The organism is Streptomyces globisporus C-1027, from assembly GCF_000261345.2.
Lineage (GTDB): Bacteria > Actinomycetota > Actinomycetes > Streptomycetales > Streptomycetaceae > Streptomyces > Streptomyces pakalii.
In genome coordinates, this window is the sequence record NZ_CP013738.1 from 3,938,305 (window position 1) to 3,951,961 (window position 13,657).

The 13,657-nt window shown below is 69.2% G+C and carries 14 protein-coding genes; 5 read left to right on the forward strand and 9 right to left on the reverse strand.

What is annotated here, in order from left to right; translation table 11 throughout:
- The 3 genes from WQO_RS17080 to pknB all read left to right on the forward strand — a co-directional run bounded on the left by WQO_RS17080 (position 1) and on the right by pknB (position 5,003).
- A complete protein-coding gene (locus WQO_RS17080) occupies positions 1-1,401 on the forward strand; it encodes an FtsW/RodA/SpoVE family cell cycle protein (protein ID WP_010060370.1) in 1,401 nt (466 codons plus the stop codon).
- Positions 1,398-2,855 (forward strand): peptidoglycan D,D-transpeptidase FtsI family protein, encoded by a 1,458-nt coding sequence (locus WQO_RS17085; protein ID WP_010060372.1) that lies wholly within the window; start codon positions 1,398-1,400, stop codon positions 2,853-2,855. Before WQO_RS17080 ends, WQO_RS17085 begins: the two co-directional genes overlap by 4 nt.
- A 171-nt stretch (positions 2,856-3,026) precedes the next feature.
- Positions 3,027-5,003 carry a Stk1 family PASTA domain-containing Ser/Thr kinase gene (gene pknB / locus WQO_RS17090; RefSeq protein WP_010060373.1) on the forward strand — a complete coding sequence of 659 codons (1,977 nt, stop codon included), beginning with the start codon at positions 3,027-3,029 and terminating at the stop codon, positions 5,001-5,003.
- Positions 5,004-5,095: 92 nt separating this feature from the next.
- Here the strand turns inward: pknB and WQO_RS17095 are convergent, their stop codons facing one another.
- From WQO_RS17095 to WQO_RS17120, 6 genes are all read right to left on the reverse strand, one after another.
- Positions 5,096-5,833, reverse strand: coding sequence for a class E sortase (locus tag WQO_RS17095; RefSeq protein WP_010060374.1), 738 nt, complete (start codon positions 5,831-5,833; stop codon positions 5,096-5,098).
- Positions 5,834-5,858: 25 nt separating this feature from the next.
- Positions 5,859-7,178 carry a class E sortase gene (locus WQO_RS17100; protein WP_010060375.1) on the reverse strand — a complete coding sequence of 440 codons (1,320 nt, stop codon included), beginning with the start codon at positions 7,176-7,178 and terminating at the stop codon, positions 5,859-5,861.
- Complete coding sequence (locus WQO_RS17105; RefSeq protein WP_010060376.1) at positions 7,175-7,813, reverse strand: aminodeoxychorismate/anthranilate synthase component II; 639 nt, start codon at positions 7,811-7,813, stop codon at positions 7,175-7,177. Before WQO_RS17105 ends, WQO_RS17100 begins: the two co-directional genes overlap by 4 nt.
- Positions 7,810-7,998, reverse strand: a complete 189-nt coding sequence (locus WQO_RS17110) for a hypothetical protein (protein ID WP_010060377.1) — start codon at positions 7,996-7,998, stop codon at positions 7,810-7,812. Before WQO_RS17110 ends, WQO_RS17105 begins: the two co-directional genes overlap by 4 nt.
- 112 nt (positions 7,999-8,110) lie before the next feature.
- A complete protein-coding gene (locus tag WQO_RS17115) occupies positions 8,111-8,806 on the reverse strand; it encodes a class E sortase (RefSeq protein WP_010060379.1) in 696 nt (231 codons plus the stop codon).
- A gap of 42 nt (positions 8,807-8,848) precedes the next feature.
- The gene (locus tag WQO_RS17120; protein ID WP_193407202.1) at positions 8,849-9,616 is read right to left on the reverse strand and encodes a DUF881 domain-containing protein; all 768 of its coding nucleotides are present in this window, start codon (positions 9,614-9,616) and stop codon (positions 8,849-8,851) included.
- Between the two features lie 141 nt (positions 9,617-9,757).
- Here WQO_RS17120 and crgA point away from each other — a divergent pair, with 141 nt between their 5' ends.
- Positions 9,758-10,012, forward strand: a complete 255-nt coding sequence (gene crgA, locus WQO_RS17125) for a cell division protein CrgA (protein WP_003967902.1) — start codon at positions 9,758-9,760, stop codon at positions 10,010-10,012.
- Between the two features lie 337 nt (positions 10,013-10,349).
- Here the strand turns inward: crgA and WQO_RS17130 are convergent, their stop codons facing one another.
- Both WQO_RS17130 and WQO_RS17135 read right to left on the reverse strand, forming a co-directional pair.
- Complete coding sequence (locus tag WQO_RS17130) at positions 10,350-11,255, reverse strand: rhomboid family intramembrane serine protease (protein WP_010060384.1); 906 nt, start codon at positions 11,253-11,255, stop codon at positions 10,350-10,352.
- 176 nt (positions 11,256-11,431) lie between these two features.
- Complete coding sequence (locus WQO_RS17135) at positions 11,432-11,959, reverse strand: peptidylprolyl isomerase (protein ID WP_010060386.1); 528 nt, start codon at positions 11,957-11,959, stop codon at positions 11,432-11,434.
- A gap of 280 nt (positions 11,960-12,239) precedes the next feature.
- Between WQO_RS17135 and WQO_RS17140 the strand changes: the two genes are divergently transcribed.
- Positions 12,240-12,950 carry a DUF5324 family protein gene (locus WQO_RS17140; RefSeq protein ID WP_010060389.1) on the forward strand — a complete coding sequence of 237 codons (711 nt, stop codon included), beginning with the start codon at positions 12,240-12,242 and terminating at the stop codon, positions 12,948-12,950.
- A 109-nt stretch (positions 12,951-13,059) separates the two neighbouring features.
- Here WQO_RS17140 and WQO_RS17145 read toward each other — a convergent pair whose 3' ends face one another.
- On the reverse strand, positions 13,060-13,644 hold the full coding sequence (locus tag WQO_RS17145; protein WP_010060390.1) for a TerD family protein: 585 nt from the start codon (positions 13,642-13,644) through the stop codon (positions 13,060-13,062).
- Between the last annotated feature and the right edge of the window lie 13 nt (positions 13,645-13,657).

Sequence of the window (13,657 nt, forward strand, 5' to 3'; positions counted from 1 at the left end):
ATGAGCGTTGTCACCAACACGACCACCATCGGCGCGATCGACGCACCGAGCCGCCGCAACACCGAGCTGGCGCTCGTCGTCTTCGCCGTCGCCATCTCGGTGTTCGCCTACGCCAACGTGGGCCTCGCCCTCAACGGCGAACTGCCGGCGGGCATGCTCGGCTACGGGGCAGGTCTCGCCCTGCTCGGCGGCGTCGCCCACCTCGTGGTGCGCAGGTTCGCCAAGTACGCCGATCCGCTGCTGCTGCCTCTGGCGATCCTGCTGAACGGGCTGGGCCTTGCGCTGATCTGGCGGCTGGACCAGTCGGAACGCTTCCAGGCACTGGACACCTTCGCTCCGGCCGCCTCCAAGCAGCTGCTGTTCTCCGCCATCGGCGTGGCCACGCTGGTCGCGGTCCTGGCCATCCTCAAGGACCACCGCATCCTGCAGCGCTACACGTACATCTCCATGGTCGTGGCGCTACTCCTGCTGATCCTGCCGATGTTCTTCCCCGCCGTGAACGGCGCCAAGATCTGGATCAAGATCCCGGGCTTCGGAACGCTCCAGCCCGGCGAGTTCGCCAAGATCATCATCACCGTGTTTTTCTCGGGCTACCTGATGGTCAAGCGGGACGCGCTGGCCCTGGCCAGCCGCCGCTTCATGGGCCTCTACCTGCCCCGCGGACGGGACCTCGGCCCGATCCTCGCCATCTGGGCGATGTCGATCCTGATCCTCGTCTTCGAGACCGACCTCGGCACCTCGCTGCTCTTCTTCGGCATGTTCGTCGTCATGCTCTACGTGGCGACCGAGCGCACCAGCTGGATCGTCTTCGGTCTGCTGATGTCGGCGGTCGGCGCGGTCAGCGTCGCCACGTTCGAACCGCACGTCCAGCAGCGCGTCACCGCCTGGCTCGACCCCTTCGCGGGCTGGGGCGAGGTGGCCGCGAGCGAGCAGATGGCGAAGTCCTTGATGGCCTTCGGCTCCGGAGGCACGCTCGGGACCGGGCTCGGGCAGGGCAACTCCGACCTGATCGGCTTCGCCGCCAACTCCGACTTCATCCTCGCCACGGTCGGCGAGGAGCTCGGGCTCGCCGGGATGATGGCCGTGCTGCTCATCTACGGTCTGATCGTCGAACGGGGCGTGCGCACCGCCCTGGCGGCCCGTGACCCGTTCGGGAAGCTGCTCGCGATCGGCCTCTCCGGCTCGTTCGCCATCCAGGTGTTCGTCGTCGCCGGCGGTGTGATGGGCCTCATCCCGCTCACCGGTATGACGATGCCGTTCCTGGCCGCGGGTGGTTCCTCCGTCCTCGCCAACTGGGCGCTGATCGCCATTCTGATCAGGATCAGCGACACCGCCCGCCGCCCGGCTCCGGCCCCCTCGCCGTCGCCCGACGCCGAAATGACCCAGGTGGTCCGACCGTGAACAAGCCGCTGCGCCGGATCGCGATCTTCTGCGGCATCCTCGTCCTCTCCCTCCTCATCCGGGACAACTGGCTCCAGTACGTCCGTGCCGACGAACTGAACAGCCACAAGTACAACCGCCGTGTCGAGATCGAGCGGTACGCCCACGAGCGCGGCGACATCATCGTCGACGGCAAGGCGATCACCGGCTCCGCCGAGACCGAGGACAGCGACTTCAGGTACAAGCGGGTCTGGAAGGACGGTCCTCTGTGGGCCCCGGTGACCGGCTACTCCTCCCAGGCCTTCGACTCCTCGCAGCTGGAGAACCTGGAGGACGGCATCCTCACCGGCAACGACGACCAGCTGTTCTTCGACCGGACGCTGTCGATGTTCACCGGCGAGAAAAAGCGCGGCGGCAACATCGTCACCACGCTGAACGGCGACGCCCAGAAGGCCGCCTTCAAGGGGCTCGGCGACAAGAAGGGCGCGGTGGCCGCCCTCGACCCCAAGAGCGGCGCCATCCTCGCCCTCGCGAGCACCCCGTCCTACGACCCGTCGGTCTTCGCCGGGAACTCCATGAAGGACTCGGACAACCGGCAGAAGCTCCTGAAGGACAAGGACAAGCCGATGCTCAACCGGGCATTGCGCGAGACCTACCCCCCGGGCTCCACCTTCAAGGTCGTCACCGCCGCCGCCGCCCTGGAGAACGGGCTCTACGACGACATCGACGCCAAGACGAACTCCCCGCTGCCCTGGACGCTTCCGCAGTCCACCACGGAGCTCAAGAACGAGGGCAGCATCCCCTGCAAGGACGCCTCCCTGCGGGAGGCCCTGCGCTGGTCGTGCAACACCGTCTTCGGGAAGATGAGCGACGACCTCGGCAACCGGAAGATGATCGAGCAGACGGACAAGTTCGGCTTCAACAAGGAAGTCTTCACGCCCGTCCGCGCCGACGCGAGCATCTACCCCGAGGACAACAAGCCGCAGAACGCCATGGCCGGCATCGGTCAGGCGTCGAACCGCACCACCCCGCTCCAGATGGCCATGGTGGCCTCCGCGATCGCCAACGACGGCAAGCTGATGCAGCCGTACATGGTCGCCGAGCGCCAGGCGCCCAACCTGGACCCGGTCTACACCGCCGAGCCCGAGGAGCTCAGCCGCGCGCTCTCCGGTGAGAACGCCCAGAAGCTCCAGCAGATGATGGAGACCGTGGTCAAGGACGGCACGGGAACCAACGCGCAGATCCCCGGCGTCACAGTGGGCGGCAAGACCGGTACCGCCCAGCACGGTCTGAACAACAGCGAGAAGCCCTACGCCTGGTTCATCTCGTACGCGAAGACCGACAACGGCTCCCCGGTCGCCGTCGCCGTCGTGGTCGAGGACGGCAACGCCAACCGGGACGACATCTCCGGTGGCGGCCTGGCCGCCCCCATCGCGCGCGATGTGATGAAGGCGGTCCTCGACAGCAAGAAGTGAGACCTGTCACGGCTGCCGTACGTCATACCGGACATCGCATACCGGTCGGATATCGGCTGACGGGTGCGGGCTGATCACGTAACCCGTGCCCGGTAGCGTATGCGCGAACAGCGCACCGCCGCGGACCACACACGGGTGCGGTCGGGACTGACGGAGAGGGCTGGAACAGTTATGGAAGAGCCGCGTCGCCTCGGCGGCCGGTACGAGCTGGGCTCGGTGCTCGGCCGTGGTGGCATGGCCGAGGTCTACCTCGCCCACGACACCCGGCTCGGCCGCACCGTAGCTGTGAAGACGCTGCGGGCCGATCTGGCCCGTGACCCGTCGTTCCAGGCCCGGTTCCGCCGAGAGGCCCAGTCGGCCGCCTCGCTCAACCACCCCGCGATCGTCGCCGTGTACGACACCGGCGAGGACTACGTCGACGGGGTCTCCATCCCGTACATCGTGATGGAGTACGTCGACGGGTCGACGCTGCGGGAACTGCTGCACTCCGGCCGCAGACTGCTCCCCGAGCGCACGCTGGAGATGACGGTCGGCATCCTCCAGGCACTGGAGTACTCGCACCGCGCCCAGATCGTCCACCGCGACATCAAGCCGGCGAACGTCATGCTGACGCGCACCGGCCAGGTCAAGGTCATGGACTTCGGCATCGCCCGCGCCATGGGCGACTCCGGAATGACCATGACGCAGACCGCCGCGGTCATCGGGACCGCCCAGTACCTCTCCCCGGAGCAGGCCAAGGGCGAGCAGGTCGACGCACGCTCCGACCTCTACTCCACCGGCTGTCTGCTCTACGAGCTGCTCGCCGTGCGGCCCCCGTTCGTCGGGGACTCACCCGTCGCGGTGGCCTACCAGCACGTCCGCGAGGAGCCGCAGCCGCCGAGCAACTTCGACCCCGAGATCACGCCCGAGATGGACGCGATCGTGTTGAAGGCGCTCACCAAGGACCCGGACTACCGCTACCAGTCCGCCGACGAGATGCGCGCCGACATCGAGGCCTGCCTCGACGGCCAGCCGGTCGCGGCCACGGCGGCGATGGGCGCCGCGGGGTACGGGGGCTACGACGGCTACAACCCCGACCAGCCCACCACCGCCCTGCGCCCGACCGACCCGAACAACGCGCAGACCTCGATGCTGCCGCCGGTCAACCCGGACGACGGCGGCTACGGCTACGACGACCGCCAGGGCCGCCGCCGCCAGCAGAAGAAGAGCAACACCTCGACGATCCTGCTGGTCGTCGCGGGCATCCTGGTGCTCATCGGCGCGATCCTGATCGGCCGGGTGATCTTCTCCGGCAACGGGGGCGACGACCAGGTCAAGGCCCCGAACCTGGTGGGCTCCACGCTCGAGGAAGCGCAGACGCTCGCGTCCAGAACCGGCGTCACCGTGACCAAGGGCGCCGAGGAGCCGTGCGAGCAGCAGGAGAAGGGCCAGATCTGCTCCCAGGATCCGTCGGCCGACGCGATGATGGACAAGGACGGCACCGTCACGGTCGTCGTCTCGTCCGGAGCGCCGAAGGTCGAGGTCCCCAACGTCCTGGAGAAGTCCGAGGACGGCGCCCGCGAGGAGCTGGAGAGCAAGGGCTTCTCGGTCAACGTCACCACGGCGGAGTCCGAGGCGGCCGAGGGGACGGTGATCAAGCAGAACCCCAAGGGCGGCCAGAAGGCCGACGAGGAGTCCGAGGTCACCATCACCATCGCCAAGAAGACGACCAACCCGATGCCCGACGTGCGGACCCGTCAGTACGACGCCGCCGTCGCCCAGCTGAACCAGCTCGGGTTCACCAACGTCTCGCGGACCGACGTCGACTCGGACAAGCCGGCCGGTGAGGTGATCGAGCAGACTCCCACAGGCCCGAGCAACCAGGCCAAGGACGTCCAGATCGTCCTGAAGGTCTCCAAGGGGCCGGCTGAGCCGGAGAAGGTCCAGATCCCCGGTGACCTCGGTGGCAAGTCGTACCAGGACGCGAAGGGCCAGCTGGAGGGGCTCGGCTTCGTGGTCCAGCTCGCCCAGGGGTCGGTCGACAAGCCGGACGCCCGGGTGATCACCAGCAACCCGGCGCCGAACACCGAGGCGGAGAAGGGCAGTACCGTCACCCTCATCACCATCGAGGGCGGCGGGGGCGGCCTCTTCGGCGGCCCGGGCGGCTGAGCCGCCGCCCGCCCCGCAGCGTACGGCGAAGGGCCCCGGTCACCACGATGGTGACCGGGGCCCTTCCCGTGTGCGGGGGCCGCGACGAGCGCTCAGCCCAGCAGCTCGACCGGCTTCGTGCGGTCCTTGTCGACCTTCTCCGTACGCTCCAGCTCGCCCCACACGATGTACCGGTACTTCGAGGTGTAGACCGGGGTGCAGGTCGTCAGCGTGATGTAGCGGCCGGGCTTCTTGACGCCCGACTCCTCCGGGACCGGCTGGATGACGTCGACGTTGAACTTCGAGGTCTCGGGGAGCGTCTTGTAGACCTTGTAGACGTACCAGGTGTCCTTGGTCTCGAAGACGACCGGATCGCCGTTCTTCAGCTTGTGGATGTTGTGGAACTTCGCGCCGTGCCCGTCGCGGTGCGCGGCCAGCGTGAAGTTGCCCTCGTCGTCCCAGGGGAGGGCCGACTTCACGGGGTCGGTGTAGTAGCCGGCGATGCCGTTGTTGAGGTTCTTGGGGTCGGTGCCCTTCTTGACCAGCACCTCGCCGTTCTTCATGGCGGGCACGTGCAGGAAGCCGATGCCGTCCTTGGTGTCCAGGGCGCCCGGGCCGTCCGCCCACTTGCTGCGGACCGTGTCGCCCTGCCGGTCGGCCTCGCGGTCGGCGAGCACGTTGGTCCACCACAGGGAGTAGACGACGAACAGCGCGAGCACCAGGCCCGCGGTGATGAGCAGTTCACCGAAGACGCTGACGGCCGACGCCACGCGGTCGCGGACGCGGCGGCGCGCCGGGGGCGGGGACGCGGACGTGTCGGTCCGCTCGTCGTGCTCGGTCCTCGCTGCCACCGCACCGTCCCTGTCGTGAGGATGTTCAGCCGACGAGCGCGTCGGGCTTTCCCTCGCTGCGTGGCCGTTCGTCGACCATCTTGCCCCAGACGATCAGCCGGTAGGTACTCGTGAATTCCGGCGTGCAGGTCGTCAGCGTGAGGTACCTGCCCGGCTTCGTGAACCCGGAACCGGCCGGGATCGGCTCGATCACCGAGATGTTCGACGGCGACGTCTGCGGGAGGATGCTGGCCATCTCGTAGGTGTAGTACGCGTCCCGGGTCTCGACCACGATCGGGTCGCCGGGCTTCAGCTTGTTGATGTAGCGGAACGGTTCACCGTGGGTGTTGCGGTGACCCGCAACGGAGAAGTTGCCCTGCTTGTCGGAGGGCATCGCCGTCTTGAGCTTGCCCTCGCCGTAGTGGCCGATCATCCCCCGGTCGAGGACCTTCTCCTTGTCGATGCCCTCGGCGATCGGGGCGACGACGTCCAGCTTGGGGATGTGCATGATCGCGAAGCCCTCGCCGGGCGCGAACACCCCTGGCGTGCGGTCGCCGTTGGCCCATTCGTCCTGGATCCGGTTCGTCTCCTTGCCGGCGATCTGGTCGGCCCGGATGTTGGTCCACCACAGCTGGTAGGTGACGAACAGCAGCATCAGGACGCCCAGCGTGATGAACACCTCGCCGACCGCCCGGCTGGCGATGACCGCCGGGCTGTCCTTCGCCGCCCGCGCCGCGCGCCGGGCCTCCACCCGGGACATCGGCACGGCGGCGACCGGGGCGGCCTTCTGCTCCGGTGCGGTCCCCGGGCGCCGGCGCCCGCGCCCCTTGGCCGCCCGACGCCGCTCGGCCCGCCCGCCGGGGGAAGGCGCGGGGTCGGGCTCCGTCTTTGACGGTATGCGGGCCAGCACTTCGGTACGCGGTTCGGCGTGGAGGTCCGGCGCGGCCGGAACCGGGACCGGCTCCTCGGCCGGAGCCACCGGGTCCGCCGGGGAGGCCAGGTCCGCCGGGGCCATGCGCGCAGACGGCTCCTGAGGCCCGTACCAGTCGCGTTGGTACCCGGCCGGGTCGTACCACTCGTTCGGGGCTCCCTGGGGCTGCTGAGGCCCTTGAGGAGGTGCTTGGCGGGGCGCGTACCCGGTCTCGTACGAGGACGGCGCCGCGGACTGCACAGCGTGGGGCGCCGCGGGTTCCGCCGGGACCGTGTCCGACCGGAACCACGGTGACGTGTGCCCGCCGGGCAGCGGATCGTTGAGCGGATCCGCGAGGCCGTCCACCGCCGCCACGAACGCGCCGTCGGTCCCGTACACCCCGTGCGCGTCGGGGCCTTCCGGTCCGGCGGTGCGCCCGGGGCGGCCTGCGGTCACGCGGCGGCCTTGCCCACCACCGGCGCGAGCCCCGCCGAGCGCGCGACGGCCCCCTGGTCTCCGCACTGCTCCAGCCAGTTGGCGAGCATCAGGTGGCCGTGTTCGGTGAGCACCGACTCGGGGTGGAACTGCACGCCCTCCACCGCCCGGTCGCGGTGGCGCAGCCCCATGATGATGCCGTCCGCCGTACGGGCGGTGACCTCCAGCTCGGGGGGCAGCCCGCCGGGTTCCGCGGCGAGCGAGTGGTAGCGCGTCGCGGTGAAGGGGGACGGCAGCCCGGCGAAGACGCCCTTGCCCTCGTGGGTCACGGGGGAGGTCTTGCCGTGCAGCAGTTCGGGGGCCCGGTCGACGACACCGCCGTACGCCACCGCCATCGACTGCATCCCCAGGCAGACGCCGAAGACCGGAACGCCGGTGTCCGCGCAGTGGCGCACCATCTCGACGCAGACGCCAGCCTGTTCGGGCGTACCGGGGCCCGGCGAGAGCAGGACTCCGTCGAAGCCGTCCTGGGCGTGGGCGGGGGTCACCTCGTCGTTGCGCAGCACTTCGCACTCGGCGCCGAGCTGGTACAGATACTGGACGAGGTTGAAGACGAAGCTGTCGTAGTTGTCCACGACGAGGATGCGTGCGGTCACTGGCCGGCTCCTGCTCCACCGGCGCTCGCGCCGTCGACGGTCACATCACCGAACGGGAGCAGCGGCTCCGCCCACGGGAACACGTACTGGAACAGTGCGTAGACGACCGCCAGAATCAGCGCGAGCGCGATGATGCTCCGCACCCATGCGTTGCCCGGCAGATGCCGCCAGATCCAGCCGTACATGCTGACCCCTCCATTCGGTACCCGCACCAGACTAGAGGGCCGCGGCAGAAGCATGGGTCCACTGGGGAAAACCACGGGTCGTGGTCCGCCAGAGGCCGGGGACCATCTCGGCTCAGTCGGCGAGCTCCGGCGGCTGCCCCTCGCTCACCGGCCGTGTCGCGTCCAGATGCGCCCAGGCGATCAGCCGGTGGCTGCTGCCCCATTCCGGTTCGCACGTGGTGAGGGTCAGATAGCGGCCCGCGCCCTCGAAGCCCGAGCCGCGGGGCACCGGGTCGACGACGGCGGTGTCGGTGGGCACGGTCCGGTAGGGCCTCTTCGCGATGCGGTAGGTGAACCAGGTCGTGCCGTCGTTGACGACGACCGCGTCCCCGGGGCGCAGCTTCGGGAAGTCCTTGAAGGGATCGCCGTACGTCCGCCGGTGCCCGGCGACCGCGAAGTTGCCCGTATCGCCGGGGCGGGCCGTTCCGCTGTAGTGCCCGAGCCCCTTCTTCAAGGTTTTGACCTCGGTGTTCTCCAGGACGGGCCACTCCCAGCCGGAGCCGAAGCGGGGGATGTGCATCGTCGCGAAGGGCTTTCCGTCGCGGTACGGGGCCGGGTCGGAGGGCTCAGCGGAAGTGGAAGGGGGCGGCGGGGCCGGAACCACGGGTTCGCGTGCCCACCGGCTCTGGAGGGTGTCGATCTCGCCCTCGGCCGCGTCGGCCGCTTTCACGCCGGTCCAGAACAGGAAGTAGACGACGAAGAGGACGATCAGAGCGCCCACGGTGATGCAGAGTTCGCTGAAGGTCCTGACGACGAGTCGCACCGACACCGGACCGGCCTCCCCGGGGTTCAGCTGGCGCTCGGCCAGGGGTCACTCCACAGGCTGTGCGTAGTGGAGATCCACTGTGCCCGAGTACCCGGGAAGAGTCACCGCCTCGTCCTCGTCGACTTTCCAGCCCAGCCCGTACGCCTTCACATACAGCAGGTAGTTCTGGATCGCGGTGGAGCTGTTGAGCGCCTGCTTGAGCTTTCCGGGGTCGCCGACCGCGGTGACCTTGTACGGCGGGGAGTAGACGCGGCCCTGGAGGATCAGGGTGTTGCCGACGCAGCGGACCGCGCTGGTGGAGATCAGCCGCTGGTCCATCACCTGGATTCCGCGCGCCCCGCCCTGCCACAGCGCGTTCACCACGGCCTGCAGGTCCTGCTGGTGGATGACCAGGTCGTTGGGCTGGGGCTCGGGGTAGCCGGGGTTGGCGGTGGCGTCGGGAGGCGCGTCGTCGAGCGTCACACTGACGGAGTCGCCGGTGACCTTCGTCGTGCCGGCCGCCTCCTCCAGCGCCTTCAGCTTGGCGTCCTCGGCCTCGGTGGAGCCGTCGTCGCGCTGGGCGAGGGCGTCGATCTGCGCGCGCACGGAGGCGGCCGAGTCATTCAGCTCGGCGTTCTTCTCGCTGCGCTCCCTGATCAGGTCGGAGAGCTTGAGAAGAGAGGAGTCACTGCGCAGATTGGTGCCCTTGGCCGTGTTGGCGCTGGTGACGAAGATGAGTCCGGCCAGGGCGAAAACCGCAGCGGTGAGCCCCCGGACCGCCCACACGGAGGTGCGCCGGGCCGGGCCTTCTGGGGAGTCGGCAGAATTGCTCAACGTACCCTTATCTCATCAGGCGCCAGGGAAGCACTACGCTAACGGACGCTCGGGGGAGGCAGTATTCCCCCTGGCACCCGCCCCCGGCGCCCGCCACAGATCCCTGCGCGGTCACGCAGCGCATCGACAGGAGAGTCCCTCGTGCCGAAGTCACGTATCCGCAAGAAGGCCGACTTCACGCCGCCCCCGGCGAAGCAGGCAACGGCCATCAAGCTGACCAACCGCAGCTGGGTCGCTCCGGTGATGCTGGCCCTGTTCCTCATCGGGCTGGCCTGGATCGTGGTGTTCTACGTGACCGAAGGCGATCTGCCGGTCGACGCCCTGGGCAACTGGAACATCGTGGTCGGCTTCGGCTTCATCGCCGGCGGCTTCGCCGTGTCGACCCAGTGGAAGTAGCGGGCCCCCCTTCCGCTCCCCCGCCCGCGGGCCCGTACGCGCACCCCTAGCTGGTCGACGCTCTCCCACGCAAGCCTTGCCCTGAGTTACCCACAGAGTTATCCACAGTCGGGGGAAAAGGTCAGACGATCTGTGGATAACCTCCACTGAAGTTGACGCCGGTGTGACTGCAGCCTCCCTCGCCGAGGGGGGCTGCAGCCCGTTGTCCGGGCGGAAAAACCCAGCTCAGCGACAAGGGGCACACCTGTTCCTCTTGCCATACACAAGAATCCGCGCACACTGTGGACAACTTCGGTCAGGCTGGGGGTGAAGAGCGCCTTCTCGCCGCCTCTTCCGCTCAGGTGAGCGCCAGCGTCCGGGCGACGATGATCCCGAGGGACGCCAGCAGGACGAGCGCACAGGTGCCGGTCTGCACCGCCGTACGCCGCTCGCGCGGGGCGTGCACCATGCCGATGGCGATGGCGACGCCCGCGATCAGACCACCGACGTGCGCCTGCCAGGCGATACCGTCCCGGTTGAAAAAGGTGAAGGCCAGGTTCACCGCCAGGAGAATGAGCACCGGGCGCATGTCGTAGTTCATGCGGCGCATCAGGACGGCGGTCGCGCCGAAGAGGCCGTAGACCGCGCCGGAGGCACCCAGCGAGGGCTGGTTCTGCGCGGCGAGCAGATAGGTCAGCGCGCTGCCGGCGAGGCCGGACAGCAGGTAGAGGGCGAGATAGCGGGACCGGCCGAGCGCCGCCTCCAGCTGTCCGCCGAGCCACCAGAGCCCCAGCATGTTGAACCCGAGGTGCACCACTTCCTGGTGCAGGAACATCGAGGTCACCAGGCGGTACCACTGCCCCTCGGCGACGCCTTCGACGGACCCCGGCGGCGGGCTCGGGTCCCACGCCCGGCCGAGCAGTGTCAGATCGCCCACCAGCCCGGGGCGGACGGTGACGAGGAGGAAGACGGCCAGATTGATGCCGAGGAGGATCTTGGTGACCAGGCGCGGATCGGCGGCCACCGAGCCGCCCGCCAGCGTGCGCGGCCGGCTGGCCGCCGGACGGTGCCCGGTGCCCGAACCCTGGCGTACGCAGTCGGGGCACTGGAAGCCGACCGAGGCGCTGACCATGCACTCGGGGCAGACCGGACGCTCGCAGCGCGTACAGCTGATGCCGGTCTCGCGGTCGGGATGGCGGTAGCAGGTCGGCGTCGGCCCACCGCTTCCCGCGGCGGCACGGTCTCCCGGTGGCTGCTGGTCCATCGGTCCTGGCCTGCCTCTCGGTCCTCGGTCCTCGTCCCTCATCGCTCGGGCGGCGGCACGGACAGGACCGCCCCGCTCGTCCGCTATGTATCACTACGGACGGGCGGGGCGGTTGGTTCCCACAGGGATCCCACAGGTACGCGGGGACACCCGCAGGGCCGGGTGCGTGCGGGCCGTCAGCGGGTCTCGACGACCACGGACTCGATGACCACGTCCTGGAGCGGGCGGTCCGTGCGCGGGTTGGTCGGGGTGGCCGCGATGGCGTCGACGACCTTGCGGCCCGCGTCGTCGGCCACCTCGCCGAAGATGGTGTGCTTGCCGGTCAGCCAGGCGGTCGGCGAGACGGTCAGGAAGAACTGCGAACCGTTGGTCCCCGGCCCCGCGTTGGCCATGGCCAGCAGATACGGCTGGGTGAACGCCAGCTCCGGGTGGAACTCGTCGGCGAACTTGTAGCCGGGCCCGCCGGTGCCGTTGCCCAGCGGATCGCCGCCCTGAATCATGAAACCGCTGATGACACGGTGGAAGACCGTGCCGTCGTACAGCGGATCCGTGGAAGTCTCACCGGTCTCCGGGTTGACCCACTCGCGCTGCCCGGTGGCCAGTTCCACGAAGTTCTTCACCGTCTTGGGGGCGTGGAACGGCAGCAGCCGGATCTCGATGTCGCCCCGGTTGGTCTTCAAGGTGGCGTAAAGCTGCTCGGCCACGATCTGTCTTCCTCTTCCCTCGCCTGCCGTCAAATCCTTCGCTGACGTCCGGCGATCCTCCCACGGACCGGGAAACGTACGGCCGGATGCCGGGCGAACCGGCGCGTTCACCACCGAACCATGGCATTGTCGTCGGCACACTTCACTTGAACCGTTTTGCCCGCACATGACGATCATGACCCGGATGCCCGCCCCGCATGCCGGGCACGGACTCAACAGGCATGATTTTGGACTGGGCGGACAGGCGGAGTACCTACCCGCCACCAAGGAGGAGGATCTCGTGACCCGCATCGACAGCGTGCGCGCCGCAACCGACTCGGCGAAGGACAGCGCGCAGCACGCCGCGGAAGTGGTGGCGCCCTACGCCGAAACAGCCAAGGACCAGGCGGCCCACCTCGCGCATGAGGCGCGCGTACGACTCGCGCCCAAGGTGACGAAGGCGGCCCAGCAGGCCCGTGTCCAGTACGCGTCCCACCTCGCGCCGCGCCTGGAGCAGGCCCGTACGCACGTGCCGCCCCGGGTCGACGAGGCCGCGCACCGCGCCGCGGTCTCGACCCGGAAGGCCGCGCGCAGCGCCGCCGACTACACCGCACCCCGCGTCGAGCACGCCCGCGCGGTGGCCCTGCCCGTCGCCGAGCAGGCGTCCGCCCGCAGCGCGGCCGCCCTGGCCGCGCTGCGGACCCAGGTGACGGCCAAGGAAATCCAGAAGCTGGCCCGGAAGCACCAGCGGCGGGCCAAGGCCGGCCGGGCCGCGAAGGGGTTCCTGGTGCTGGGCGTCCTGGCGGGCGGTGCCTATGCCGCCTGGCGCTGGTGGGACAAGCAGGCCAACCCGGACTGGCTGGTCGAGCCGCCCGTCGCCACCGAGGTGGGCGACGAGCGCTCGCCGCTCAGCTCGGTCGACGGCAGCCCGCGGGCCGATCTCGACCCGGAGGTCGAGGCCAAGCAGGCGGAGGCCGAGGGGGACACCCCGGGCCTCGACGACCGTCCCTGACAGCCCGGCAGGCTGACGGCACGGCATGACGAACGTGGCCGGGGAAACCGCTCAGGCGGTTTCCCCGGCCACGTTCGCGTGTGCCCACCGACGCATACGGAGGGGGCGGCTACCGGCTGACGGCGAACCGCATCAGGGCGTGCTCGTCGCCCTGCTTGATCTTCCCGGTCTCGTTGATCACCTGGAGCTTCCAGCCCGCGCCCTCACGGATCGCCTTGGCGACGGCGACGCCGTTGTCCTGGGTGAGCATGCTCGGCCAGATGTCGGCGACCTGCTGCGAGCTGCCGCCCGTCGCGTCGTACACCTTGAAGCTGATGTTGCGCGCGTTGCTGAACGAGCTGCGCTTCTTGTAGGCGGCCGCGATGAAGACGATCGACGTGATGTTCGAAGGGATCCTGGCGAACTCGACGGTCACCGTCTCGTCGTCGCCGTCACCGTGCCCCGTCTGGTTGTCCCCGCTGTGCACCAGCGAGCCGTTGCCCAGCGGGTCCAGGGAGTCCAGCCCGGCCAGCCGCACCGGGTCGCCGCCCTGCAGCGCGATGGCGATCAGGTCGAGGTCCGTACCGGCCTTCTGCCGGATCTTCCCCATCAGGCCGCCGCTGCTCCCGACGGTCGGGTCCCAGGACGCTCCGATGGTCAGGTGCGTCACTCCGCCCAGGTCCGCCGGGCCGTCTTCCTTCGTCAACGTGATCATGCCTGAGTCCTTT